The 18,393-nt window shown below is 56.4% G+C and carries 8 protein-coding genes; 1 reads left to right on the top strand and 7 read right to left on the bottom strand.

Annotated elements, in window-relative coordinates; genetic code table 11:
• Nucleotides 1-199 precede the first annotated feature (199 nt).
• From DUE52_RS31390 to DUE52_RS31415, 6 genes are all read right to left on the bottom strand, one after another.
• Nucleotides 200-1,399, bottom strand: coding sequence for a threonine synthase (locus DUE52_RS31390; protein WP_114410104.1), 1,200 nt, complete (start codon nt 1,397-1,399; stop codon nt 200-202).
• Nucleotides 1,400-1,465: 66 nt separating this feature from the next.
• Complete coding sequence (locus DUE52_RS31395) at nt 1,466-2,371, bottom strand: LysR substrate-binding domain-containing protein (protein WP_114410105.1); 906 nt, start codon at nt 2,369-2,371, stop codon at nt 1,466-1,468.
• 41 nt (nt 2,372-2,412) lie between these two features.
• A complete protein-coding gene (locus DUE52_RS31400; protein WP_114410106.1) occupies nt 2,413-2,976 on the bottom strand; it encodes a pentapeptide repeat-containing protein in 564 nt (187 codons plus the stop codon).
• A 146-nt stretch (nt 2,977-3,122) separates the two neighbouring features.
• Entirely contained in the window at nt 3,123-6,383 is a 3,261-nt protein-coding gene (locus DUE52_RS31405; protein WP_114410107.1) for a WD40/YVTN/BNR-like repeat-containing protein, read from the bottom strand.
• Between the two features lie 33 nt (nt 6,384-6,416).
• A complete protein-coding gene (locus DUE52_RS31410) occupies nt 6,417-7,868 on the bottom strand; it encodes a SusD/RagB family nutrient-binding outer membrane lipoprotein (RefSeq protein ID WP_114410108.1) in 1,452 nt (483 codons plus the stop codon).
• A gap of 57 nt (nt 7,869-7,925) precedes the next feature.
• Nucleotides 7,926-11,171: a SusC/RagA family TonB-linked outer membrane protein gene (locus DUE52_RS31415; protein ID WP_114410109.1), complete on the bottom strand. Its 3,246-nt coding sequence runs from the start codon at nt 11,169-11,171 to the stop codon at nt 7,926-7,928.
• 715 nt (nt 11,172-11,886) lie between these two features.
• On the opposite strand from DUE52_RS31415, the gene DUE52_RS31420 reads away from it, so the two are divergent.
• On the top strand, nt 11,887-14,898 hold the full coding sequence (locus DUE52_RS31420) for an amidohydrolase family protein (protein WP_114410110.1): 3,012 nt from the start codon (nt 11,887-11,889) through the stop codon (nt 14,896-14,898).
• A gap of 20 nt (nt 14,899-14,918) precedes the next feature.
• Here DUE52_RS31420 and DUE52_RS31425 read toward each other — a convergent pair whose 3' ends face one another.
• Complete coding sequence (locus tag DUE52_RS31425) at nt 14,919-18,341, bottom strand: DUF7133 domain-containing protein (RefSeq protein WP_114410111.1); 3,423 nt, start codon at nt 18,339-18,341, stop codon at nt 14,919-14,921.
• Nucleotides 18,342-18,393: the final 52 nt, after the last annotated feature.

The following is an 18,393-nucleotide window of genomic DNA, read 5'->3' on the forward strand; positions in this document are numbered from 1 at the left end:
CACGCGGGCTTTCTTGATGGCACACTGTGGCTACAAACATCCGTCCGCTACGCGGCCAACCACCCCTCATTTGCGTTAGCATCGACAAGCGTTTGCAAAAATCGTGACCAAAAAAGGGAAGGAAAAATGGTTTACCAATCATTTTAAATCCTTCGTACAGTACTGATTTTACATTTAAAATTTACCAATTACTATCGCCTTACGACCGCCATTTCCCTTTCAGATTATCCAGGTATTTCTGCCCCGAGCCGGTGTTCAGCAACAGCACCTGCTCCGCCGGGCGAATCCAGCCTTGCCGAAGCAATTGCTTCGTGGCGGCCCAGAGCGCTCCACCTTCGGGAGCCGCAAAAATGCCTTCCCGGCGACTCAGTTCGCTCACGCCTTCAATCATGTCGTCCTCCGAAACCGCCAGGGCCGTTCCGCCGGATTCCCGTAAAACCGTCAGCATCAGTGGCTCGCCAATCGGACGCGGTACGGCCAGGCCGTTTGCCAGTGTCGGTTTTCCGACGTATTGTTTGCTATTCGCCTGTTTGCCATGAAACGTATCGACAACCGGGCGGCAGTTTTCGGCCTGAACCGCTACCATCCGCGGAAACCGCTGGTGTTCGGAGAGCCAGCCCAGCGCCTTCATTTCGTGAAAAGCCTTCCAGATGCCGATCAGACCGGTTCCTCCGCCCGTCGGATACAGGATGACGTCCGGCAATTGCCAGGTCAACTGCTCGGCAATTTCATAGCCCATCGTTTTTTTTCCTTCCAGCCGATACGGTTCTTTCAGGGTCGAAACGTCGAAATAACCACTTTTCTGGTTCAATGCCTGCACTTTAGCGGCACAGTCGTTGATCAGTCCATCGACCAGAATCAGCCGCGCGTGATAGGCCAGACACTCCTCCTTGAAGGCGTCGGGTGTGTGGCGCGGCATCACCACCACCGCTTCCAGCCCCGCCCGGGCGCAGTAGGCCGCCATCGCAACACCCGCATTGCCCGCCGTCGGAATGATGCAGGCTTCTTCGCCGTTTTCCTTTGCCTTCGAAATGGCGAGACACAACCCCCGCGCTTTGAACGAACCCGTAGGGTTCAGGCCCTCGTCTTTCAGCGTCAGATGTTGTAAGCCGTAGTCGGACGCCAGACGGGGGAGCGGCAACAGGGGCGTCCACCCTTCGCCCAAACTAATCCGGTTTTGTTCCTGAAAAACCGGTAACAGTTTTTCATACCGCCAGAGGGATTGGGGGCCGGCTGATAACTCCCTTTTCGAAAAGCGGTGTTCATCCAGATCATAACAACACAGGAGAGGGGCCTGACAACAAACAGACAGGGTTTGGCCCGGCAACGGATCAAAGGAATGGCCGCAATGTGAACACTGCAGGTGATGGAGAAGCGATGAAGTGGTGACGGTTTGCATGATGGGCTAACTTTTCTGCAAGTTGAAAGCCGGTCCCGGATGAAGCAAACGACGTTTTGAGATGGGTTATTCCACCGGGGAATAATGGCGTTGCGTAAAACGAATAAACTCGTTTACGAGCCGGTTGTTTTCGGTACCTTTCCGCTGAATGAAATGAAACGTCCGCTGAACCGTCAGATCGCGGATCGGAACTTCAACCAGGTCACCCACCGCCAGTTCCCGGACAATCGCCCGTTTGGGCATGAAGGCCAGGCAGGTGTCGGCCAGCACGAAGTTTTTCAGCGCTTCCGTCCCGCCCAGCCGAATCAGAATGCGCAGGTCCGACAGCCGGATTCCTTTCCGGCCCAACGCTTTTTCCACCACAGCCAACGTGCCCGAACCGCTTTCGCGCAACGCCAGCGGAATGGCGGGCAGGTCCTGAACGGTGAGGGTTCGTTCGCGCAGCGGACTTTTTCGGGAGCAAACCGCCAGCACTTCATCGGTCATAAAGGGAACGTACGTCAGCGTGGTCACGCGGGTCAGACTTTCCACGATGCCCACGTCGATCTCGTGTTCGAGGAGGGCCTTCTGGATGTTATCCGAATTGCGGTTCAGGACATTGATCTGAATCGCAGGATGTTTTCGTAGATAGGCCGACAAAACCGGGGGCAGCACGTACAGGGTGATGGTGGTGCTGGCGCCGATGGCGAGCGTGGTGGGCGGCTGGAAATTTTCGTTGACAAGCTGGAGTTCCTGGTGCAGTTCGTTTTGCAAGGCCCCCGCTTCCAATAGTTTACCGTACAGAATCTGGCCCGCACGGGTCAGACTGATGGTGTTGCCGTGCCGCTCGAAGAGGGCAATTTTATAAAAAAACTCCAGCGTCTTGACGTGTTTGCTCAGGGCCGATTGGCTGATGAACAACGTCTGGCTGGCTTTGGTGAAGCTCAGCAGCCGGGCCACTTCCATAAAGAGTTCGTGTCGAAAAGACAGCATGGTGTTTTCTGCTTGATCGAAGTTAGACCGGCTGCGGCTGCCTACGTAATGACCAGATCGTATTTGGTCAGCAAACCCGGCAGGCTGTGGAGCGAAAATTTTGCCTTTTTCAGCTTGTTCTGCTCCGGGTCCAGAACCAGGTTGTAGGACGTCGAAAAATCGACCTGCGTCAGCGTGTTGTTCACAAACACCGCCGACTCCAGGTTGCAGTCTTTGAAAACCGCCCCGTTTAATTCGCAATTGATAAAACTGGCCCCTTTCAATCCACAGGTTACAAACTTCGTTTTTTTTAGGTTGCGGTTGAAAAAGTAGGTCTGATCGAGGTTACATTCCTGAAAACCTACCGCGAAAGCAAACGGATTGCAATGCTCAAAGTTAACGCCGATGAGTTTGCACTGCACAAACCGGACCTCATTGAGCTTGGTATCTTTCAGCACGGCCGCATCCAGCGTGCAGTTTTCAAACCGGCAGTTGACCAGATTGGCATGGGAAAGGACGGCTTTGGAAAGGGTGAGATTTTGGAACGTACACTCCTCAAAATCCTGATAGGCCCACTGGGCCGGAGCACCCGTAGACGGGTCAAAAACGTGGTTAAAAATATCCATGTACCGGGTTGTATAAACTGGCGCGTAGCAAGCGGCCAGGGGGTAAAATTACGGATACAACCGGAAGAAAAGAGGGTCGACGTTAAAAAAAGTCCCCCGACGAAGCGGGTTCATCGGGGGACAGGGTCTAAATGTCGTACGGTTTTTTACTCGGGCGTACCGGCGATGGGCGGGTATTCCTTGATGAACTCCAGGGGTGTTGCCTGCACTTTTTTGTAGTAGTCGGCCCACTGCTTGCTGAAGAACGCGTTCACTTTCGTGATGGTCTCGTTGCTGAGCAGCTCGGCCTGATCCACCAGCAGGGTTTCCGTTTTCGTTGGTGGATCGGTTCGGCGGCTGATGTATGAACTGGCTTCCTGAATCTTCAAAACCGGGGTCACCATATACACCCGACCGAAGCCCTGCCGGTCGCTTCGTTTGCCCACAATGCCTTCCCGGGCGGTTTTCAGCGAATCCTGAATCGAGAGCGTCGCTTTGCGCAGTTCGTCAAACTCCTTGCCTTTCTTCTGTTTCAGCCGCGACTTTACGGCTTCGGTTGCGTCGGTTGCTTCCTGAATCCGGTTGGTGATTTCCGTCAACTGCGCAATCGTTTTGTTCAGCCGGTTTTGCAATCCCTGCCGGGCTAGCGCGGCTTCCTTGTTGTAGGTCACACGCGGGTCGGGGTTGATGGTCAGGAGCGTCGAATCTTTAGCCCCCGCATACGCAAAAACCACCTTGTAGCGACCCGGCAATGCCGGACTGCCGCCCGATGCTCCGCCCCCTCGCCGGGGTCCCGGCATGCTTGGCATGTTGACGGCGGTTTCGGTCAGATTCCAGCCGATGCGTTGCAGACCCAGCGTCGTGTCCGGTGCCTGTTTGAGCGTCCGAACCAGCTTGTTGGCTTCGTTGTAGAAGTTTACCACGATCGAGTCGGTTTTCGGAACGCTGGCCAGAACCGGAGCAGGTGCCGTCGCCTGAACGGTCACAGCCGCCGGTTTTTTAGACTTTTTCGCCGTTTCCACCGGCTCCGCAACTTTGGCGCTGGCGGTTTTGGGTTTCAGGTACAGATCCAGCATGGCTCCGGCGGGGCGGTTTGTGGCCTGATACAGGTCTTCGGCGTCTTTTCCGTAGCCTTGCGGACCCCGGTAGGTCGCCTGATAGGCCGGTGAAGGTTCAAACGCAACCAGCGGTTGTTCCAGTATTTTTCCTCCCGTGGCGGCCAGTTTTCGCAGGGGACGAATGTTGTCGAGCACATACAGCGAACGCCCGAACGTTCCGATCACCAGATCGGCTTCCCGTTCCTGAATCGCCAGATCCATCGTTGGCGTGGCTGCGGGCATCCCGTTGTCCCACTGCGCCCAGGTTTTTCCCTCGTCGATGCTGACCCACAACCCGTGTTCCGTTCCGGCAAACATCAGCCGGGGTTCGGTCGGGTCCTGCAAAAAACAGAGGGCGTACCCTTTGGCCTCTTTCTCGCTCATGATGCGGGTCCAGGTCTGGCCGAAGTCCGTGGTCCGGTAAATGTAGGGAGCCAGGTCGCTGCCCATGCGGTAGAGGTTGGCGACCACAAACGCTTCCCCGGCTTTGTGACGCGAAGCCGTAATCTGCGGAATCCAGGCTTCTTTCGGCAAACCGGGAATCCGGCTGCTGAGGTTATTCCAGGTCTTGCCACCGTCGCGGGTCAGTTGCACGTTGCCATCGTCCGTTCCCACCCAGATCACGCCCTGCTGGAGGGTGCTGGGCGCAATGGTCAACACCGTGTTGTGGTTTTCGGCCTGGGTGGCATCGATGGTCAGCCCACCGCTGTCGTCCTGCTTCTGGTGCGCCGGATCGTTGAGCGTCAGGTCGGGTGAGACGGTTTCCCAGGTCATGCCTTTATCCGTCGACTTGTGCAGAAACTGGCTCCCTGCATAAATCGTCTTTTTGTCGAACGGGTCCAGCGCAAAACCGGTATTCCAGTTAAACCGCAACCGCGTGTTCATATCGCCAATGATCGGTTTCACGAAGGCGGCACCACCGGTTACTTTGTCGTAGCGAACGATGTTGCCGCCCTGCGACATGGCGTAGCCGTACCGGGAATCTTCGGGGTCGGGAATCACGTCGAAGCCGTCCGCCAGAATGAGCGCCTGCCAGTGGCTATTTCGAATGCCGCCGGTATGAAACGTGTAGGCTGGGCCGGTCCAGGAACCGTTGTCCTGCAAACCGCCGTAAATGTTGTACGGAATTTCATTGTCGACGTTGACGTGGTAAAACTGACCGGCGGGAATGGCTTCAGGATTCGTCCAGGATTTGCCGTGGTCGCGGCTGATGGCCAAACCGCCGTCGTTGCCTTCGATGATCAGGTTGGGGTTTTCGGGATGAATCCAGAATGCGTGGTGATCGGAGTGAACCTGATCGGGCGTGGCCAGCGGTTTGAACGATTTGCCGCCGTCTTCACTCACCGAGAGCGGTGCGCTGAGTTTGTAGAGCCGGGTTTCCACCTTCGGGTCCACGTAAATCTCATTGTAGTAAAACGGGCGATCGGTAGCAACGGCGGGATCGTCGGTCACGAGTGTCCACTTTTCACCGCCATCGTCGGAGCGGTACAGGCCGTTCTTTTTGGCTTCAACCAGTGCGTAGATTTTGTTCGGCGAACTCCGGCTGATGGCCAGGCCCAGCCGACCGAAATCGCCTTTGGGCAGTCCGTCGGCTTCGCCTTTTTTCTTCCAGGTTTTGCCGCCGTCGTAGGTAATGTACAAACCCGAACCGGGGCCACCGGACGTAAAATCCCAGGGCGTTCGGCGGTGTTGCCACATGGCGACCACCAGTTTGCTCGGGTTGGCGGGGTCCATCACCATTTCGGCCACGCCGGATTTTTCGTTCGTATACAGAATCTTTTCCCAGGTCTGACCACCATTGGTGGTTTTAAAGACCCCGCGCTCCGGATGTTCGCCAAACGGAAAACCGATGACGCCCGCATACACGACGTCCGGGTTCATGGGGTCGATGATGATCCGGTGGATGTTGATGGTTTTTTCGAGCCCCATCGCTTTCCAGGTCAGCCCCCCGTCGATGCTTTTGAAAATACCGCCCCCCATGTTGACGGAATTGCGGGGGTTGCCTTCGCCCGTGCCGACCCACACCACGTTGGGATTGCTTTGCTGAATGGCCACGGAGCCGATGTTCAGGGTGGGCTGGTCGTCAAAAACCGGGGTCCAGGTGCCGCCGGCATTTTCGCTTTTCCAGACGCCCCCGGAAGCCGCGCCGACGTAGATCAGATCGGGATTGCTGACGTGGGCGTCGATGGCCGTAATTCGCCCACCCATCACGGCGGGGCCAACGCTGCGGGCTTTCATCTGTTTCAGGGCCGCCGTCGGAATCGGTTGGGCCAGAACGGCCGGAACACTCAGCAGAACGGCGAAAGCGAGTGTTAGAATTGGTTTATTCATTTTCGTAAGGATAGGATAAAAAAGGAGGGTCGATTACTTGTAAATGGACAGGGCATCGAACGTGCCCGGAACCGGATTCGGGCTGTTGGGGTTCGAGTTCAGTTCGTTCTGCGAATAGATAAACCGCCCCGGTAGCTGGGTGCCGTTATTGGGCGTCAGCTTGATGCCATACGCTTCGCTGCGGGTCCGGCGTTCGTCGTTCCAGCCGATGTGCTGACCGTAAAACGAGACGTAACGTTCCTGCAATATCTCCCGGAGCAGGGCGTTGTCGGCCGAAATGCCGTCTTTGTTTTCAAGGCCACCCGCAGCAAAATCAGCCGCTACGTACGGTTCGTATTTGAAGGTTCCGGCCGTTAGGTAGGTGGAGTTGATGTAACCGCCCGTGTTCAGAAAAGCCCGGTATTTGTTCAGGTGATCGAGGGCCACCGCAAAGCCTTTCCCGGAACGCAGCGCCATTTCGGCCAGCGTCAGACTATTTTCCTGGAACGTAATCATCGGAAAACTGGCACTCCGGGCAAAAAAACCGCTGGCGGTTGCCGTGCTGGACGTGTTGGGTTCGATCCGTCCAGGGGTGTTGACGCCGTTTTCCAGGTAATAAAACCGGAACCGGGCGGTTTCAACGGTTTTGGCATTGCCCCGGTAAGCGGCACTGGTCGGATTCATGAGGCTCACATTGTAGGCACCGACGGCGTAAATATCCCCGAGACGCTGGTTGGTCAGAAAGGAAAAATAGTGGTTTTCGTTCACGCTCGTTGTGGTTCCGTGGGGAGCATACAGCGAGTTGGCAAAGGCGCTGATGCCGCTCAGGGCTGCCGTGTAGGCCGCATCGTATTGCTTCGTATCCGTGAGCAGCCGGGCTTTGAGCGTAAAGGCGACCTGCTTCCATTTGGTGGCGTCTCCGCCAAAGTGAACATCCTCGGCCCCCACCGTTCCGATGCCGGCATCCAGGTCGGCAATGGCTTCGTCGACCAGCGCAATCAACTTGGTGTAGACCTCGGCCTGAGCCTGGAATCTGGGGTTGGGGAATTTGACAATGTCGCCGGCTTCGTCGAACGGAATGTCCCCCCACAGTTCGGTGCCCGTGGCCAGGGCGTTGGCGCGCAGAATCTTGGCAATCCCGATCATCTTCCGGTTGCCCAGTTCGGCGGCTTTCTCAATGGCAATGAGGGCGTTGGCGTTGGTGGCCTGAAAGACGAGGTTCCAGTCGGAATCGTAGACCCCGGCGGTTACGTTGTAGTTGAAGTAATCCCGCCACTGGCGGTCGGCGCCGGTGGTGTAGCCGCTCCAGATGGTGGTCAGGCGGCTGGCCATGCCTTCCTGGGTGGCAATGTTACCCAGTTGGGCACCGGTGAATACCAGCGTGGCGGGCGCGCTGGTCGGGTTGTTGGGGTCGACGTTCAGCCCGTCGACAATCGATTTGCAGGAGACGAACTGGAGGCTGAACAGAAAGGCAAAAACGGAAAACGGTTTATAAATTCGCTTCATTTTCTTTCGAATTGAGATGAATGAAAGTAGAAAACTGCGTAAGGAAATCACGGACGATCAGTAATTGATTTTCACGCTGAACAGCAGCGAGCGCGTGTTGGGGCTGTTGAAGTAGTCCTGCCCCCGCGAGTTGCCCGTTCCGTTCAGGCCGGTTTCGGGGTCGATTCCCACCACCTTCGTCCACAAAACCGGGTTGCGGCCCGTGACCGTAAAGTCGATGGATTGCAGCCGGGTTTTCTGCCGGAATTTGGCCGAATGGAGCGAGTAGCCCAGTGAAACTTCCCGTAGCCGTGTCCAACTCCCGTCGCTGATGAACTGCTCGACCAGTGTGCTGAAGCCACCGCCAATGGAGGTGTAGTAGGCTTCATCGAGCAACACCGGCCCGGCTCCGAAATCCTGAATTTTCCCCCGAACCGTTGTTCCAGCGGCTACCACTTTCCCTGAATAATTTTTCAGATCCTGGGTCAGCGTCACATCCGTTCCCACGTCTTCGTGGGTACCGAAATGGTACATCACCCCACGCGTTCCGTTGTAGAAATCACCGCCCTGTGAGGTTTCGAAAAGCACATTCAGGGAAACGCCTTTGTAGGCCAGGTTGGTACCAAATCCTCCGCGCCAGTCGGGATTGGGATTGCCGAGAACGCCGAACGACGATGCGATCTGCGGAAAACCGTTGGCGTTGAGGGCCAGCGAGCCGTTTTCCGTCCGTTGATAGACCCCGCCATACAGCGACGACATTGCATAACCCACTTTGGCCACCGTACTGGAGGTACTGCTGAAACCACCCAGGGTGATGTTGTCGGTACCGGCCAGATCGATCACCTCGTTGATGTTGCGGCTCCAGTTGGCAAATACATTCCAGCTAAACGCGTTGCGGTTCAGGATGTTGTAGTTCAGTTCCAGTTCCAGACCCTTGTTCTGCATGCTCCCGGCGTTGGTGTATTTCTGCGTAAAACCGGTGGAACCGGCTGCGGCCACATCCAGCAGCAGGTCGACAATCTTGTTCTGGTAATACGTGAAACCGACGGAAAGTTTGTCGTTCAGAAAGCGCAGGTCGGTGCCCAGTTCCCACTCGGTTTTCCGTTCGGGACGCAGGTTGGGATCGCCCTGCCGGTTGCTGCGAACAAAAGCCCCGGTGCCGTAGCCGGTGCCGCTGACGGGGCCGCCCCAGCTCCCGAAGGAGGCATTCACAAACGTAGTGGTGTTCCGGTAGGCATCCGGCTGAACCCCCACCGTTCCGTAGGATGCCCGCAGTTTACCGAACGACAGGACGTTGTTACCTGCCAGCAACGGCAGCTTGGTAAACTGCCAGGCCACGTCGGCCGACGGATAATAGAAGGTCGATTGCGACTCGCTTCCGAACGTAGAACCGGCTTCACCAGCCACCGACATGTTCAAAAATACCTGGTCATAAAAACCCAGGTTCAGGGATGAATACAGACGGGCGGTTCGGCGGTGGGTCGAGGTGTTGTACGGAACCCGGTTAGCGGCCAAAGCATTGCTGAAGTTTGCGGGAGCGTCCGGAATGATGAAGGTGTTCAGCGTGCCGCCCAGGCTCAGGTATTTCCGGTCGTTGATGTTGAAACCGACGATCAGCGTGCTGGTGATGTTCTTGCCAAAATCCTTGAAAACCCGGCCAATCACATCCAGGTTCATCTCGGTTTCCTTGAGCATCTGTTCCTCGAAACTCCCCAAACCGCTGTTTACGGCGGAAGACACCGGTGAGTTGGTAATCCGCAAATCCGTGTAACTATCCAGACCGCCCCGGGCGGTGATGTCGAACCATTTGGCCGGCGTAATCAGGAGTTCGGAACTCAGAATAAACCGGTCTACTTCCGTGGTATTGGTCATTTCGTTGATGGCCCACAATGGATCGTTGTAGACGGGGTTGGCCGACGCGCCGAGGTAGTTTCGGAAGGAACGTTGCCGGTTCGGAATCGGGCTGGCCGTTGGCGACGCGTAATAATTCCCCTTGTACCCCCGGTTATCGTAGTCGGGCGGAGTCCGGAGCATCCCGATATACAGCCCGGCGACGCTGTTGCTGCGCTGCACCCGGTTGGAGGTCGTTCGGGCGTAGGTAGCGTTGGTGGTGGCTTTGATGACGTCGTTGAACCGCCGTTCGGTGTTGAACCGAACCGACGTCCGCTTGTAGTCACTTTGGCCGTTCAGAATGCCTTTCTGACGCAGATCGCCGATGCTCAGGTAGAAATTTCCTTTGTCGTTTCCCCCGCTGATGTTCACGTTGTTATCGAGGTAGGTTCCCGTCCGGAACACCTGATCTTTCCGGATGTCGTTGAACGTTTCCTTCGCGTTTTTTTTGAGAATTGGATAATAGGTTACTCCATTTTCCGCTTCAAACCGTTGGCCGGTCATATTCAGTTCGTCGGCGGCTCCCGACCGGTCGGCAATCCGGTCGCCCCAGGTAAACGATCCCGTCGGGCTGTAGACGCCACCCGCGCCCTGTCCATACGTGCTCTGCATCGGGTGCAAGCGGTTCGGCTCGTCGAACGAAACCGTCGAACTGAGCGACACATTGACCTTGTTGCTGTTGGCTCCTTTTTTGGTCGTGATGACAATCACGCCGTTTGCCGCCCGCGATCCCCAGAGTGCCGCAGCAGACGCGCCCTTCAGAACCTGCATGGAGGCAATGTCGTCGGGGTTGATGTCGTTCAGGCGGGATTGCTGGGAAACACCGGCCACGCCGTCGCCGAGGGTAGAGTTGCTGACCGGGATTCCATCGACAATAACCAGCGGCTGGGTGGAGCCGGTAATGGTGTTCTGCCCCCGAATCTGGATGTAGGAACCCGCGCCCGGATCCCCGGCGGAGCGGGTCACCTGCACCCCGGCGGCTTTGCCGGCCATGCTGTTGATCACCCCGGTTTCGCCGGAACGGACAATGTCTTTCGCATCGATTTTGGCGGCCGTAGCTCCGAGTTTGTCGGCGTTTTCTTTAAAGCCTAACGCGCTGACCACCACCTCGCTGAGCGAAAGTGCTTCGTGTTTGAGGGCGACTGAGATGAGGCTCTGGTTGCCAATCGGGACTTCCTGCGTAACCATGCCGATGAACGAGAAAACCAGCGCGGCATCTTTGTCCAGATTGGTCGGAATGGCGAAGGAATAGGCTCCTTCGGGGTTGGTCGAAACCCCGGTGGTGGTTCCTTTGAGCACCACGTTGACGCCGGGAAGCGGGGAACTGTCTTCACCGGAGGTAACGACGCCTTTTATAATCCGGGTTTGAGCCCAGAGCGGACTCGAGAGGCACGAGATAAAAAGCAATACACAGAGTAAAGGTACTTTTTTCATCGTTGGAAAGGAGTTAAAGTTGAACTGGTTTTTATTCCTGGATAGGGCAACAGGGGTATTCCGGTGGTTTTGAAAGACAATAGCTTTCCCAGACTGGTCGCGGCAACCAGCAAAGGCCTCTAGATGGTGTGTGGTGTATTGATCGATCGTTCGCTTCCACTCGCACGGGGTGAATGGGCGAAATCAGTTCCAAACGTTTACCACCGGTGGACGGGTGCGTCTACCGGAGAAAATTCTTTGTATTGTATGACTGAGAATTCGATACTTGCTCTCTTCAAGTGCGGCCAGAATCAAGCAGATGGGGTAAGAACCGGATTGTACTATTCCGTAATGATGACTCAAATATAGAAGCAAGTTTTAAAGTGTCAATAGGGTTCGGTAGATAATTTGTTATTTTTGTTAGAATACTATTTATAATTCAATAAAATATCGTATTATTCAAAATATTGTATGTTTTATATTTCATTATTCAAAATATAATTTTTTATCGTTCAAAATATATTTTTCAAACTTTATCCAGAAACCGCTATCAAGTATGGATTTATTGCGCTAATATTAATCTGACGATGAAGGCATTACTCATCTATCGGCGTGTTGCCCGCACTATTTTCTTCCGTCGTTCCAGCTTGAATTTTACCGACTTTTCTGTATACTGAAATACGCTTGTTCCTGTTCGTCCGGTCAACGGGCATACTCCTTTTTTTCGTTTTTGCTTATGAAGAATACCTACTTATGCAGGCGCTCTGTCTGGCTATTGCTGGTGGTGAGTGCTTTTTCAATGCCCGCTGTCCGGGCCGGAACCGCAGCCGATTCGCTGAAAATTACGGTGACCGAAGGCACCAACATGGCCACCGTGCTTTCGCCCGATCAGAAAACCATCGCCATCGATCTACAGGGAACGATCTGGGTTTTGCCCGCTGCCGGAGGCACGGCGCGGCCCGTTACCGATGCCCTGGGCGATTGCCGCCAACCCGCCTGGTCGCCGGATGGAAACTGGATTGTGTTTCACGCTTTCTGGGATGGCATCTACCACCTCTGGATGGTGAACAAAGATGGTTCGGGTAAAAAACAGTTGACCTTCGGGGTGTTCGACGACCGGGAACCGCATTGGTCGCCCGATGGCAAACACCTCGTGTTTTCGTCCGACCGAAGCGGCAATTACGACATCTGGCAACTGGCCCTCGAAACCGGAGCGTTGACCCAACTCACCCGCAACCCGGCCAATGACTACAACCCGGCTTTTTCGCCCGACGGCCGACAAGTGGCTTTTGTCTCCGAACGAACGGATTCGCCGGGACTTTACCGGATCGATGATACGGGCAAAGAACACCTGCTGACGACCAGTTTGGCCAAACTGGCCGCCCCCGCCTGGCAACCCGACGGCTCGCAGGTTTTTTATAACATCCTGACCAAAAACCAGAGCGGTCTGGCCGTGGTGAGTGTGGCAACGGGCAACAGCCAGATTCTGACTCCGCCCACCGAAGACGTGTTCCCGTTCCGCATTAGCTGGGCTTCTGCGACTGACTACCTCTACACCGCCGACGGCAAACTGAAAAAGCAAAGCCTGAAACAAGCCCCGGCCAGGGAGATTGCCTTTCAGGCGACGGTTTCGCTGGCCCGCACAACGTACCAGCGTAAACGTTACGATTTTGACCAGCCCGCTCCGCAACCCGTTCGGGGAATCAAAGGACCGACGGTTTCGCCCGATGGCAAACAGATCGTTTTTGCCGCCCTGGGTGATTTGTGGCTGTTGACGAATGGCGTTCCGCAGCCCAAAGCCTTGACCAGCGATGTCTATCTCGAAGCCGATCCGGCCTGGTCTCCCGACGGAACGAAACTGGCTTTTACGTCCGACCGGCAGGGCAACATGGATCTCTGGGTGCGCGACCTGAAAACCGGTGAAGACCGTCGGCTGGTGGATTTGCCCGACGACCTGAACTTTCCCACCTGGTCGCCGGACGGCAGCCGGCTGGCTTTTTATGAGGGCGACCCGCGCAACGTCTGGGGGCGGGGGACTTTGAACCTCGTGGACGTTCGAACCGGGCAGGTTGAAAAATACCACGAATCGGTTTTTGTGCCGAGCCAGCCGAGCTGGTCACCAACGGGCAAAACCATCACTTTGTCGGCGCTGGATGTCTATTCATCGCGCTACCGCGAAGGCATCACCGAAATTTTACTCGTCACCATCGACGGAAAAGCCGACGGCAACAGCGACCGGCACGTATCGCCCGTTTCGGATCGGTCGCTGGGGACGCGGGGGAAAAATGGCCCGGCCTGGTCGCCAAACGGCCAGTTCATGGCCTACATCCTCGACGGTTTGCTGTGGGTCAGTCCCGTCGATGCCCTGGGGAATTTTATAGGCCCGGCAAAACGGCTCACCAACGAACTGGCCGATTCGCCCAGTTGGACCGGCGATTCACAGCGTATCATTTACCTGGCTACCGACACACTCAAGCAAGTGTTTCTGGCCGACGGACGCATCGAAACCATTCCGATGAACTTTACCTGGCAAATCAAAAAACCGCTGGGCCAGACGGTCATCCATGCCGGGCAGGTGTTTGACGGACGCACGGCTGCGTATCGCAAGAATGTGGATATTCTGATCGAAGGCAGCCGGATCAAGGCGATTGTTCCCCATCAGGCGGGTCGGGCGGGTAAACTGATCGATGCGTCCGACAAAACCGTTATTCCGGGTTTGTTCGAAATGCACACCCACCAGAGTGCCATGAACGGCGAACCGCAGGGGCGGTTGTGGCTGTCGTACGGGATCACGTCGCTGCGGGAAACGGGGGCCGATCCGTATGACGCGCTGGAACGAAAAGAAGCCTGGGCCAGCGGTCGGCGCATCGGACCACGCCAGTTTTTTACCGGCGGTCTCACCGATGGAAGCCGGATTTACTACGGATTAGCCACCAGCATTGCGTCGGGGGCGCAACTCGAACTGGAATTGAACCGCGCCGTCCGGCTGAATTTCGACCTGATCAAAACCTACGTCCGGATGCCGGACCCCATGCAGAAGCGCATCACGGCCTTTGCCCACGCCCACGGCATGCCGGTTTCGTCGCACGAAATCTATCCGGCCATGAGCTACGAAGTCGATGCTGTCGAGCACATTGGCGGCACCAGTCGGCGGGGCTATTCGCCCAAAATCACGGGCATGAACCGGAGTTACCAGGATGTCATTCAATTGCTGGCGAAGTCGGGCATGAACATCACGCCGACGGCTTCGCTCCAGGGCGGTTTTTACGTGATGGCCGGAAAAGACCCCGCGTTCTTCGAAAACCGGCAGTACAAGGCGTTTTATTCGGAACGGTTTACGACTTCGCTCCAGGCCGGGGCGTCGCAAATCACCCGAATCAATCCGGGCTACCTGACTAATTTTCGGAACCTGCAAAACACGATAAAGGCCCTGGTGGCTGCGGGGGCACACGTTACAACGGGAACCGACAGCCCGTTTGTGCCGTACGCGATGAGCCTGCATACGGAACTTCAGACGTTTGTCGATGCGGGTCTGACGCCCTTCGAAGCCCTGCGTTCGGCGACACTCTGGGCGGCCGAAGCGGTGGGCGTAAGCAAAGATCTGGGGTCGCTGGAGCCGGGGAAACTGGCTGACCTGGTGATTGTTACCGGCGATCCGCTTACCACCATCCGGGATGCCTGGAATGTGGTGAGCGTCGTCAAAAATGGAGAGGTCCACACGCTCGACGATTTGCTGAAAAAACCGTAAAACCGTGTGGACCCGTTCCGTTATTTCTTCAAAGTCGCCAGAAACTCGACCACATCGCGGATTTCCCGTTTGGACAAAATGTAGCCCATCGGCGGCATGCTGGAGGGAAGGTTTTCCCGTTTGTCGATTCGGGCAACGGGCACTTTCAGCGGTTCCGCTTCGGACGTTTTCAGGACGAGTTCGTGCGCGTTTTCGGCGTTGAGAACACCACTGACGGTTTGTCCATCCTTCAGCGTCAGCGACACCATGCCAAAACCGGGGGCCAGTCGGGCACTCGGCTCGATGAGCGCCTGCAGAATCTGCTCCCGCGTCAGCACATCGCCGATGCCCGTCAGCGACGGGCCGACGGCTCCGCCCTGTCCGCCAATGGCGTGACAGCGAACGCATTGCGCCGTGGAGTTGGTGTTGAAAATCCGGCGTCCCGCCTGCGCATTTCCGCCAAACAGCGCATCCTGGTATTCCGCAATGCCGGTTCCGGTTCCCCGCAGCGGAGCCAGTTTGGCAATCAGGGCCGCTGATTTGGTGGAATCCACGGCTTCACCGAGTTCCAGCGCCAGGCTGGCCGGCAGTTGTTTGCTGATCATTTTATCGATGACACCGGCCAGGATCGGTTCGGTTTTTGCCGCGGGCATGCTTCCCAGAACGCGCAGCAGTTGCTGTTGTTCTTTCACGGTTCCCTTCTCAAAAATCGCTTTTGAAACGTCCGCTAACGCTTCCGTCGACAGATTCAGGCCGCTTACCAGACCCAGGGCCGTGGTGCGAACATCGGGGTCCGAATCATTCATGCCCTTTCTGATCACCGTCTCCATTGCCGGGTATTTCAACTGGTGCAAAGCCGTCAGCATGGCTGACCGAACCTCGGCGGATTGGCTTTCGTCCATGATTTTAGCGAGACTGGCGGCTTTGTCCGTAATGCCTAAATTGCTCACCATCTGCGAAATCGCCACCAAAACAGTGGGGTCGGTTTCCTGCAAAAACACATCGGCCTGTTCCTGGATTTTGGCTTTCACCGTCGCCGGATTGCGTTCAACAACACCCCGGTAGCGTCCGTCCACGCGGTCGAGCGGAGACGGTTTGGCCCAGGTTCCGAGGGTCGCCAGGGCTTCGGCCCGCAGTTCCTTGTCCACGTCTTTGCGTTTGGCAAAGGCAATCAGCGTGTTCAGTTGTTCGTCGGTGCCCACCCGCAAGGCCGCGTTGATGGCCCGGCGCAGGAGTGGTTCGGAGGTAAACCGGGTTTCTTTCAGCGTTGCCGCCAGTGCCGGTAAAGCCTTTTCGATGGACAAATCGTCATTGATGGCGCGGGCCGCTTCCGTCGCGATGTATTCGTCTTTGTCCTGCAAAAACAGCGCAACTTTTTCGCTGCTTAACCGGCGCAGCACCAAAACTGCGGCCAGGCGCAGGGATTTGTTGGGATTGTTGGCCAGTGCCACCATCGGTTCAACCTGCCCGATGCGCGACAGGGCCAGCACGGCGGCATGACGCAAATACACATCTTCGTCGTTGTTGGCCTTGATCAGATTCAGCAGCGGTTCGACGGCAGGCTGATACTTGATCCGTCCCAGTGCCTGAGCCCCGAAGAATTTTACGCGCGGGTTTTGGCTCGTCAGCAAAGGAATCAGCAGCGGCCCGGCTTCCGGAGCGGCCGCATCGCCGAGGACTTTGGCGGTTTGGGCCACGATTTCCAGATCGGCATCTTTCAGCAACGGAAGGAGGGAGGCCGTGTAGGATTTGTCCTGCCGTTCCAGTTGCCCGATGCCCCAAATGCCGTGAATCCGAGCCAGTTGGTTGCCGGTTTGCGCTACGGCTTTCTGCAATACAACCGCTCCTTTGGCCCCGCGTTTGACGAGTTCAAACTGCGATTTCTGGCGAATGCGCATGTCCGGGTTCGACAGCAGCGACAACAGCATGTCGTCCGTTTGCGTCCCGTAATTCAACACCATCAGGCGTTTCGTTTCGGCCCGCAGGGCCTTCAGGTCGTTTTTGTCGTCGGTTACATCCAGTTTCCAGACCCGTCCGTAGTTTTTCGCATCCCAGCCGTTGATCCAGTCGGCGATGTACAAAGCACCATCGGGGCCGAACCGAATACCGGTGGGCAGAATCCCGTTCAGAATATTCTTCTCGCCATCGAGCACAAACGACGCACCTTTCGGTTTCAGGCCAAACGACCAGATGGGCGACCGGGCGGGATTGCCCACGAATTCGACCAGGAAAAATTTGTTTTTCCATTCCGAACCCAGGGCCGTGCCGGGGTTGTAGACCATGCCGGTCGGGCCGTTGTGGAAATTCTGAATCGGCGGGATGATGTAAGCCGCCTGGCCTTCCCAGCGGGGCGTATACAGCTTTTCGTCCATCCAGACCTTGTAACTGTTGTTCTTCGGATCGGTGTATTTGCCATACTGCCAGTTGGACCGCCAGCCCGCATCCGAGCCTTCGACAACGTGAACCAGCCGCTCGCTTTCGCCGGGGTGATCGCCGTCGTTGTCGGAACTGATTAGGTTGCCGTAGTCGTCAAAAACAAATTCGTGGGTGTTGCGCAAACCGCCCGCAAATACTTCGAAATCAGTACCGTCCGGGTTGGATCGGGCGATGATTCCCTCGTTGGGGCGTTTGTGGTTGACCCCTTCGGCGGTGGTGATGTTGGCACCGATGTCGCCGATGTTCCAGTAAATCTTGCCATCTGGTCCTTCAATCGGATTCGACATGCCGTGGCCACCAAAACCGATGTGAACGCCGTAGCCGTGGCTGATCGACGTTTTCTGATCCAGCATACCGTCGCCGTTGGTGTCTTTCAACCGCCACAAATCCGGGGCAATGGCGACAAACGCGTCTTCAGCCCGAATCAGCAAACCGCCGGCTACGTCGGAAACTTCTTCGAAGAAATCGTTCAGAATCCGGGTCGCTTTGTCGGCAATTCCGTCGCCGGTGGTGTCTTCGAGCCGCCAGACTTCGTCTTTTTCAACGGCCAGGTCTTTCCAGTCGTGGCTACCGTCGCCGTTCAGGTCTTTCAGCCATTCGTTTTCCTTGCTTTTTTCGGGCGCGAAAGTGCTCCGCAGAAACGCCCGCCGTTCTTCAACGGATTGCAGGGCGATGGACGGCGTCATCCAGTCGCGGTGGCCGCGAATGTCGAACTCGGAGTTTTTCTGCCGGTTGGTTCGGGTCAGATACACCCGTCCCTGGTCGTCGATGGACATGGAAACCGGATCGGGCGCCAGCGAATCCGACGCCCACAGGTCAACTTTGAGTCCATCGGCCAGCTTGATGGCGGTATTGTCCCGGATTTCCTTCGCCCGGGTGCGGGCGGTCGCCGGATCTTCCTGAACGACCAGGGGAGTGCTGGCGGTTTTGGACGAACCGGTTGGGCTCATTTTCATGCAGGACACGACTGCGACGGCGAAAAGCCCCGAAATGAGCAGTGGTGTTCGAAAGCGGTTGGGTTGAATCATTGAGTAGTTGTCCCTTCATCTGGTTTTCATCCACGAAGATAAAGGATAAGAT

The sequence above is a fragment of the Larkinella punicea genome (assembly GCF_003334855.1).
Lineage (GTDB): Bacteria > Bacteroidota > Bacteroidia > Cytophagales > Spirosomataceae > Larkinella > Larkinella punicea.

Bases quoted from the DNA above. Each gene is read 5' to 3' on its own strand.
- DUE52_RS31420 (WP_114410110.1), top strand. From the start codon at position 11,887: ATGAAGAATACCTACTTATGCAGGCGCTCTGTCTGGCTATTGCTGGTG.
- DUE52_RS31425 (WP_114410111.1), bottom strand. From the start codon at position 18,341: ATGATTCAACCCAACCGCTTTCGAACACCACTGCTCATTTCGGGGCTT.
- DUE52_RS31390 (WP_114410104.1), bottom strand. From the start codon at position 1,399: ATGCAAACCGTCACCACTTCATCGCTTCTCCATCACCTGCAGTGTTCA.
- DUE52_RS31415 (WP_114410109.1), bottom strand. From the start codon at position 11,171: ATGAAAAAAGTACCTTTACTCTGTGTATTGCTTTTTATCTCGTGCCTC.
- DUE52_RS31395 (WP_114410105.1), bottom strand. From the start codon at position 2,371: ATGCTGTCTTTTCGACACGAACTCTTTATGGAAGTGGCCCGGCTGCTG.
- DUE52_RS31400 (WP_114410106.1), bottom strand. From the start codon at position 2,976: ATGGATATTTTTAACCACGTTTTTGACCCGTCTACGGGTGCTCCGGCC.
- DUE52_RS31410 (WP_114410108.1), bottom strand. From the start codon at position 7,868: ATGAAGCGAATTTATAAACCGTTTTCCGTTTTTGCCTTTCTGTTCAGC.
- DUE52_RS31405 (WP_114410107.1), bottom strand. From the start codon at position 6,383: ATGAATAAACCAATTCTAACACTCGCTTTCGCCGTTCTGCTGAGTGTT.